This is a genomic window from Variovorax sp. 01T439_2 (assembly GCF_056398445.1).
The window spans coordinates 1-6,567 of the sequence record NZ_JBFTPJ010000253.1 but is presented as its reverse complement, the minus strand read 5'-3'; the positions used below and the strand labels follow the sequence as shown (position 1 = coordinate 6,567).

Genomic DNA, 6,567 nt, shown 5'->3' with positions numbered 1-6,567 from the left:
GCCCGGCCCGCGCAGCCCCATCGCTTGCCGCCTCGATGCGCACGCCGCCGCGCATCTTGAGCTCCTTCTTCTGCGCGTCGGTCAGATCGCTCACCACGAGGCCGAGCGCCTTGCCGGCCGCCGACGGCTTGGCCTGCGGCTCCTCGCGCTCGGGCTGGCGCTTGCTGGACGGCTTGGCTTCCGGATCGCCCTCGGCCACGGTGACCGAGAGCTCGCGCGTGCTGCCGTTGCGGAACACCGTCAGCGTGTTCCTGGCGCCGGGCTTGGTGCTGGCCACCGAGCGCGACAGGTCGCTGGGGGTTTCGATGAGCTTGTCGCCGTACTTGGTGATGATGTCGCCCTCGCGCACGCCGGCCTTGTCGGCCGCCGAACCCGGCACCACGCTGCTCACGAGCGCACCGCGCGCCTTGCCCAGGCCAATGGATTCGGCCACATCCTTGGAGACCGAGCCGATGGTCACGCCGATCAGCCCGCGCGAAACGCGGCCGGTGGCGCGCAGCTGGTCGCTGACGCGGATCGCCTCGTCGATCGGGATCGAGAACGAGATGCCCATGTAGCCGCCCGAGCGCGAATAGATCTGGCTGTTGATGCCCACCACTTCGCCGCGCAGGTTGATCAGCGGGCCGCCCGAGTTGCCGGGGTTGATGGCCACGTCGGTCTGGATCAGGGGCACCAGGTCGCCGGTGTCGCGCTGCTTCGCGCTCACGATGCCGGCGGTCACGGTGTTCTCCAGGCCGAAGGGCGAACCGATGGCCATGACCCATTCGCCGACGCGCAGCTTCGAGATGTCGCCGATCTTCACCACCGGCAGGCTGGTCGCCTCGATCTTGACCACGGCAACGTCGCTGCGCTTGTCGGCACCGATCAGCTTGGCCTTGAATTCGCGCTTGTCGGTCAGCGTGACGAGGATTTCGGAGGCATCCTCGATCACGTGGGCATTGGTCATGACGTAGCCGTCGGCCGACAGGATGAAGCCCGAGCCCACGCCGCGCGGACGCTCTTCCTCCTGCGGCTGCTGCGGCCGGTTCGGGCGCGGGCCCGGACGCGGGTTGCCCGGCAGCGGCTGCCCGAAGAAGCGGCGGAAGAACTCCTGCATCTCCTCGTCCATTTCGCCGCTGCCGCCGCCCGAGGTCACTTTCTCGACCGTGCGGATACCGACCACGGCCGGCCCCACCTGCTCCACCAGATCGGCGAAATCGGGCAGTCCGCGCGCCTGCGGTGTCTGCGCCATGGCCGGCGCGGCCGGCACGAACGCCACGGCAGCCGAGCAGGCCATGCCGAATGCGAAGAGATAGGAACGAAGCTTGTGTCCCTCGACTTTGAACATCATCGGTTTTCTTTCAAAAGAACAGAGCGGCCAAAAGAAGAAGAGCTATGAGTCGGTGATATCGACTTGGTTCAGCGCCATCCGCAGCGCAAGCGCAGCGGGTCAGCGCGTGCGCGCCAGGCTTTGAGCGAACGCATTGAGCGTCTGCTGCGGCACCTCGCCCACCGCGGTCAGCCACCAGTCGCTCGCCGGCTCGGGCAATCGCCGGCGAATCGCGTTGGTGGCCCCGATCGTCAGCACGCCATCGCGCGGCGCACGCTTTTCATCGTAACGCTCGATGAAAAGCGACACCGAGGCCAGGCCATCGGAGAAGGTCCACTGGACAGTGCGGTCCTGCCCCGCCTTGCTGTCGCTGCCGGCCGGACGCCGGTAGAAGCTGCGCGGCTTGAAGCCGGCCACCGGGGCCTTGAGCACCCAGCCTTCGTCCTGCGCGCTGGTGCGTTCGAGCTCCAGCTTTTCGACGCGGTAGCCGCTGGTGTTGCTCATCATCTGCGCGAGCGCCTGCGCCTTGATCGGTGCGTCGAGCTGCAATTCGGAAAACGCCGATTGCTCCACCACGCGGGATTCGGCGTCCACGGTCTGCAGCTTCACCACGAGGCCGGAGCGGCGTTCGCTCCAGATGCGGTAGCCGAAGCGCAGTCCGTCGTGCGGCACCAGCTGCACCACGTCGGCATCGAAGCCCGCCACGCGGTCCTTGCCGACGGCGCGAACGTCGTAGAAATCGCCGATCGACGAATCGGGCTTGTCGGGCAGATTGGGGAACAGGTCGAGGTTCTCGCGCTTCTCGACCTTCACGACCTTCGCCTCGGGCAGGAAGGTCATCACATGGTGGTTGCGCCTGAACGTGGAGCGCGGCGGCCCCGACAGCGCCTCGATGCGCTCGATCTGCAGGTCGCCGTCGCGCACATGCCAGATGCGCGCGCTCGACAGGTCGCCGCCCGCGGCCGACACCACGAAGGTGCCGATGTAATTGCGCTGCCGCGCCCCGGTGTGCATGCGCTGCAGCCATTCGACGACGCTCATCGGGGGCGGCGCATCGCCCGCCTGGGCCGAGGCCGTCCCCTTGGCGTTCGCCAGTCCGGGCCGGGTCTGCGCGGCCGCGATCTGCGCAAAACAAAAAGCAGCGAACACCAGCGCGAACGCGCGTGCGGAGATCGGCATCTGAACGGTCATTGGAGAGAGACGGGCGCGGATCAGCGCGCAGGGCCTTCGAAGGTCGCGTTGCGCAGGAAGCCCGAAGGCATTTGCGATGCGCCGCCGGCTTGCTGGTGCGCTTCGAGCAACTGGTCGAGCCGCGGATCGCGCAGCATGACCTGCGGGCTGCCGTTGCCGACCATCACGCGGGTTGGCGTGAGCGCGGCGGTGGGCGGAAGCTGGCTGTTGGCGGCCGCGGCGGCCAGCACGGAATTGGCGGCCGGCTGCGGCTGCGCTGCTGCGATCTGGGCACCCGGCGAAGGCACGCCGATGCCGTTCCCGACCAGGGTCCAGCTGATCGCGGCAACCGCCACCAGCGACGCCGCGCCGGCCACCAGCTTCCAGCGGAACACCGGCTCATTGGCTGCCTCGGCCCTGCGGCGCGCCGTCAGCACCGCGGGTTCAGCGGCCGGCACCCGTGCCGGCGCCGCAATGGCGGGCTCCGCGGCCAGGCGCTGCTGGAAGCGGGCCAGGAATGCGTTGCTGTCGCTGCAGGGCGAATGGGCACCCGAGCGCAGGATGTCGCCCACCAGGTGATAGGCGCGCCAGGCACCGCGCGCGTCTTCTTCCGCGCAGACGGCGTCGATGGCCCGCGCGAACTCCTCGCCATGCAAATGACCGTCCGCCAATGCGGACACCTGTTCACGAACCGTCATCGTCTGATTCATTTCATTCACCTGCTTACCTACCAACGCTTGCCGGACTGGTTGTCCAGCAGCGGTTTGACCCTGGCCGAAATGGCCTCACGCGCCCGGAAAATACGCGAGCGCACCGTGCCGATAGGGCAATCCATGACCTCGGCGATCTCTTCGTAACTCATGCCCTCGATCTCCCGCAGGGTGACCGCCTGGCGCAATTCGGGCGGCAATGCTTCCATGGCCGCCTCGACGACCTGGGCGATCTCGTTTGCTGCCAGGACTGATTCGGGGGTTTCGTCGCTGATTGGTTCGTTTCCGGGGCGGTAAGTTTCATCGTCCTCGTCAGAAGACGGCCGCAGGGCGCTTTCGGAGATGGTCGGGTCGCGCTTCATGTCGACCAGCGCCTTCTTGGCGGTGTTGACCGCAATCCGGTAGAGCCAGGTGTAGAACTGGGCGTCGCCGCGGAACTGGTGCAGCGCGCGGTAGGCCCGGATGAAGGTTTCCTGGGCGATGTCCTCGACCAGGTCGACGTCGCGCACCATGCGCCCGATCAGGCGCTCGATCCGGCGCTGGTACTTGATGACCAGCAGTTCGAAGGCCTTCTGGTCGCCCGCGACCGTGCGCTGGACCAGTTGAAGGTCGACCTCGCCCGGGCGCGGCGCCTCGGCGGACCCATCGGGCAAGCCGGAGTCCGGTGGCACTGGCGGGGGAGAAGTTGTCATCGGGGAGATTCAGGGCGCATCGGCAGGCGCGGTTGCTCGCCATGGCTCGCCCGCAGGCGAGGCGGACGGGGCGCGCGAATATACCGCACGGCGTACATCGCGCCAGCGCTCGGGCATGGCGCGCTGTTCGATCCATATCCATCGCCCGGCGCGGCCCGGCTGGGTCAGGCGGACCAGCAGCAGCGATTGCAGGTCGAGCGCCACGGCGGCGCGCGCCGCATGAACGGCCCGGCCATGATCGGCGCCCGTCAGGCTCCAGCACAGGCCGTCGAAGTGCAGCACCGCGGCACCGTCGCTTCGCAGCCCGAGTCCGGCCGCAACGCCGGAAAACAGTACGCTCAGGACCAGCAGCAGCTGGCGCCAGCCAACGCTATCGATCAAAAAGCACGAGAGACCTGCGCAGCAGGCGCCCAGGGCCCAGGTGGCAATCAGGATCCGGGTCGCACCGCGCGAGCGCCCCACCGGATAGGTCACCGAGGGTGCGCTGTACATGGAAGAGCAAGATTCAAACGCGCTTGAACACCAGCGTGCCGTTGGTGCCGCCGAAGCCGAAGTTGTTCTTGACCGCGACATCGATCTTCAGATCGCGCGCCTGATTGGCGCAATAGTCGAGGTCGCACTCCGGGTCCTGGTTGAAGATGTTGATGGTCGGCGGGCTCTTCTGGTGATGCAGCGCGAGCACCGTGAACACCGATTCGATGCCGCCGGCGCCGCCCAGCAGGTGGCCGGTCATCGACTTGGTCGAGTTGACGACGAGCTTCTTCGCGTGATCGCCGAAAGCCAGCTTGACCGCATTGGTCTCGTTGACGTCGCCGATCTGCGTGGAGGTGCCGTGCGCATTCAGGTACTGGACCTCGTCGGGGTTGACGCCCGCATTGGCCAACGCCATGGCCATCGAACGGCGCGGGCCGTCGACGTCGGGCGCGGTCATGTGGTACGCGTCGCCGGTCATGCCAAAGCCCGAGACTTCCGCATAGATCTTGGCGCCGCGCGCCTTGGCGTGTTCGTACTCTTCGAGCACCAGCACGCCGGAGCCCTCGCCCAGCACGAAGCCGTCGCGGTCCTTGTCCCACGGACGCGAGGCCGTGGCGGGATCGTCGTTGCGGGTGCTCAGCGCGCGGGGCGCGGTGAAGCCGCCGATGCCGAGCGGAGAAATGGTCGACTCGGCGCCGCCCGCGATCATGACGTCGGCGTCGCCGTATTCGATCATGCGCGCCGACGTGCCGATGGCGTGCAGGCCCGTGGTGCACGCGGTCACGACGGCGATGTTCGGGCCCTTGAAGCCGTACTTGATCGAGACGTGGCCCGAGATCATGTTGATGATGGAAGCCGGCACGAAGAACGGCGAGATGCGGCGTGGGCCGCGACTCGCGTATTCGCCGTGCGTCTCTTCGATCATCGGCAGGCCGCCGATGCCCGAGCCGATGTTGCAGCCGATGCGTACGGCTTCCTCATAGGACAGCGCTTCGCCGGTCGGCAATCCGCTGTCCTGCACCGCCTGGATGGCGGCGGCAAGCCCCAGATGAATGAAGCGGTCCATGTGGCGCGCTTCCTTCTCCGAGATGTATTGGGTGATGTCGAAACCCTTGACCTCACCGGCGAACTTGCAGGCGAAGGCGCTTGCATCGAACGCGGTGATGTTCGCAATGCCCGACTTCCCGGCCAGCAGATTGGCCCAGGATTCGGCTGCGGTGTTTCCGACAGGAGCGATGCAACCGAGTCCGGTCACGACGACGCGGCGTTTGGTCATGCCGGCAAACCTTTCTGGAAGCGCTGAACAGCTGCCGAGCGGCGCGGGCGGTTGAAAAAAGAGCCGCCGGCCGTCGTTGCAGTGTCAGCTGGCCGATCAGGCCTTTTGATTCTTGGTGGCGTAGTCGACGGCGTTTTGCACCGTGGTGATCTTCTCGGCGTCTTCGTCGGGAATTTCGATGCCGAATTCGTCTTCGAGTGCCATCACCAGTTCGACCGTGTCGAGCGAGTCTGCACCGAGGTCGGCCACGAAGGCCTTCTCGTTGGTTACTTGGGACTCTTCCACGCCGAGCTGCTCGGCGATGATTTTCTTGACACGTGCTTCGATATCGCTCATTTGGTTCCCTCTGAGGGTTGTAGGTAACAGTGGATTTTAGCCGGGCGCATTGTGGCATTTGCCGTGCGCCCGGTACGGGAAAAGATTGCGCCTTGCGGCTACATGTGCATGCCGCCGTTGACGTGCAGTTCCTGCCCCGTCACGTAGGACGCCTGGGGAGACGCGAGATAGGCCACGGCATGCGCGATGTCGGCCGGCTTGCCCAGGTGGCCCAGCGGGATCTGCTGCAGCAGCGCCTGCTGCTGTGCCTCGGGCAGGCTGGCCGTCATGTCGGTTTCGATGAAGCCCGGCGCCACGCAGTTGACCGTGATGCTGCGGCTGCCCAGCTCGCGCGCCAGTGCGCGGGTCATGCCCGCCACGCCGGCCTTGGCTGCCGCGTAGTTGGCCTGGCCGGCATTGCCGGACGCCCCCACCACGCTCGTGATGCTGATGATGCGGCCGTAGCGCTGCTTCATCATCGGGCGGATCACCGCGCGCGAGAGGCGGAAGACGGCCTTGAGATTGGTGTCGAGCACCGCGTCCCAGTCGTCGTCCTTCGCGCGAGAGGCGGAAGACGGCCTTGAGATTGGTGTCGAGCACCGCGTCCCAGTCGTCGTCCTT

General features: G+C 66.7%; 8 protein-coding genes. All 8 read right to left on the bottom strand.

Going from position 1 to position 6,567, the window contains the following annotated elements; all coding sequences use genetic code 11:
- A partial coding sequence (locus AC1DOC_RS13965) for a Do family serine endopeptidase (RefSeq protein ID WP_478129950.1) occupies positions 1-1,330 on the bottom strand: 1,330 nt, incomplete at its 3' end.
- 99 nt (positions 1,331-1,429) lie between these two features.
- Positions 1,430-2,500, bottom strand: coding sequence for a MucB/RseB C-terminal domain-containing protein (locus AC1DOC_RS13960; protein ID WP_012746542.1), 1,071 nt, complete (start codon positions 2,498-2,500; stop codon positions 1,430-1,432).
- A gap of 20 nt (positions 2,501-2,520) precedes the next feature.
- Positions 2,521-3,189 carry a sigma-E factor negative regulatory protein gene (locus tag AC1DOC_RS13955; RefSeq protein ID WP_062362774.1) on the bottom strand — a complete coding sequence of 223 codons (669 nt, stop codon included), beginning with the start codon at positions 3,187-3,189 and terminating at the stop codon, positions 2,521-2,523.
- 17 nt (positions 3,190-3,206) lie between these two features.
- Positions 3,207-3,881, bottom strand: a complete 675-nt coding sequence (gene rpoE / locus AC1DOC_RS13950; protein WP_012746540.1) for an RNA polymerase sigma factor RpoE — start codon at positions 3,879-3,881, stop codon at positions 3,207-3,209.
- A 9-nt stretch (positions 3,882-3,890) separates the two neighbouring features.
- Entirely contained in the window at positions 3,891-4,373 is a 483-nt protein-coding gene (locus AC1DOC_RS13945) for a hypothetical protein (protein WP_012746539.1), read from the bottom strand.
- A gap of 13 nt (positions 4,374-4,386) precedes the next feature.
- Positions 4,387-5,631 (bottom strand): beta-ketoacyl-ACP synthase II, encoded by a 1,245-nt coding sequence (gene fabF, locus AC1DOC_RS13940; protein WP_012746538.1) that lies wholly within the window; start codon positions 5,629-5,631, stop codon positions 4,387-4,389.
- 96 nt (positions 5,632-5,727) lie between these two features.
- The gene (gene acpP / locus AC1DOC_RS13935; protein ID WP_007830471.1) at positions 5,728-5,967 is read right to left on the bottom strand and encodes an acyl carrier protein; all 240 of its coding nucleotides are present in this window, start codon (positions 5,965-5,967) and stop codon (positions 5,728-5,730) included.
- A 98-nt stretch (positions 5,968-6,065) separates the two neighbouring features.
- Positions 6,066-6,567 (bottom strand): SDR family oxidoreductase (locus AC1DOC_RS13930; protein WP_478129949.1); only part of this gene is annotated, 502 nt, incomplete at its 5' end.

What these genes read in the sequence shown, in the direction of transcription:
- fabF (WP_012746538.1), bottom strand. Translation starts at nt 5,631, where the DNA reads ATGACCAAACGCCGCGTCGTCGTGACCGGACTCGGTTGCATCGCTCCT.
- rpoE (WP_012746540.1), bottom strand. Translation starts at nt 3,881, where the DNA reads ATGACAACTTCTCCCCCGCCAGTGCCACCGGACTCCGGCTTGCCCGAT.
- AC1DOC_RS13960 (WP_012746542.1), bottom strand. Translation starts at nt 2,500, where the DNA reads ATGACCGTTCAGATGCCGATCTCCGCACGCGCGTTCGCGCTGGTGTTC.
- AC1DOC_RS13945 (WP_012746539.1), bottom strand. Translation starts at nt 4,373, where the DNA reads ATGTACAGCGCACCCTCGGTGACCTATCCGGTGGGGCGCTCGCGCGGT.
- acpP (WP_007830471.1), bottom strand. Translation starts at nt 5,967, where the DNA reads ATGAGCGATATCGAAGCACGTGTCAAGAAAATCATCGCCGAGCAGCTC.
- AC1DOC_RS13955 (WP_062362774.1), bottom strand. Translation starts at nt 3,189, where the DNA reads ATGAATCAGACGATGACGGTTCGTGAACAGGTGTCCGCATTGGCGGAC.